The organism is Phyllobacterium sp. 1468, assembly GCF_031455525.1.
Lineage (GTDB): Bacteria > Pseudomonadota > Alphaproteobacteria > Rhizobiales > Rhizobiaceae > Phyllobacterium.
Genome location: NZ_JAVDSX010000023.1, coordinates 1 through 1118, shown reverse-complemented (window position 1 = coordinate 1118; position 1118 = coordinate 1). Strand labels below are relative to the sequence as shown.

The following is a 1118-nucleotide window of genomic DNA, read 5'->3' as shown; positions in this document are numbered from 1 at the left end:
CACTGAACGGCGAGCTGCCGCCAGCCGGCATGCTGTCGCAATACCCGCAGCACCGGCGCCGATGATCGCAAAATCGTGATCCATAAATGCCTCCGCGTCGGCATTTCCAACGCCTGCCGGCATCAGTTTTACAGGGCAATTGTTACGGCTTCAACGCGCGCAGAATGTTGCTACTATACGATTATGACATTCTTCGAGACCCTCGTTGCCCTCATGGCCGTCGCCATCTTGCTGTTGCAGGTGACACGACGTTTGCACCTGCCTTATCCGGGTATCCTTGCCGCCGCGGGCGTGGCCGTGGCGATGTTGCCGGGTGCGCCCAGCATCCCGATTGACCCGCCCACGGCGCTTGCATTGTTCATTGCTCCCGTACTGATCGACTCGGCCTATGATTTCCCGTTGACTGCGGCCCGACGCATGCTGCTGCCATTGTTCGTCTATGCCGTCGTAGCGGTACTTGTTACGACGGGCGTTGTCGTCTCGATCAGCGCACTCACGGTTGGTCTACCGATCGCGGCGGCAATCACGCTGGGCGCTATTGTCGCGCCGCCCGATGCGGCTGCGGCCACAGCGGTCCTGTCCAATTTACCGATCGACCGTCGTGTGGATGCGCTGCTGAAAGGTGAAAGCTTGTTTAACGATGCTACCGCGCTGCTGCTGTTCAGTGCCGCGCTGACTGTTCATGCCCGCGGTGGACTGGATGCCGTCACGGTGCTCCAACTGATATCTGCGGCGCCTGGTGGGATACTGTTTGGCATCGCCTTCGGGTTTCTGCTCTCGCGGTTACGGCCGGCGACGGAAAACACCGTCGGCGGCACTTTGCTCCAATTCGTGTATGCATTTGCGACTTGGCTAATCGCTGAACGGTTGCATCTGTCGGCAGTACTGGCTACGGTAGCGAGCGCGATGACGATCGCCACACTTGCTTCAGTCGAGGATTCCCCGCGTATGCGGGTACATTCGTTTGCAGTGTGGACCACAGTTGTGTTCTTGTTGAATGTGGTGGCGTTCCTGCTGATGGGCTTGCAGGCTCGCCGCATCGTTGAGGCGATGTCAGGTGTCGATCTCGAGCGAGCGCTTGGTTTCGCTGCAATGGTCGTTGTCGGCGTTATCACGAC

Annotated in this window: 1 protein-coding gene; it reads left to right on the top strand. The window is 59.2% G+C overall.

The annotated features are described in order from the left end of the window. Window positions 1-183: 183 nt before the first annotated feature. Window positions 184-1118, top strand: a 935-nt coding sequence (locus J2X72_RS25015; RefSeq protein ID WP_310076419.1) for a cation:proton antiporter, incomplete at its 3' end; no start/stop codon positions are given.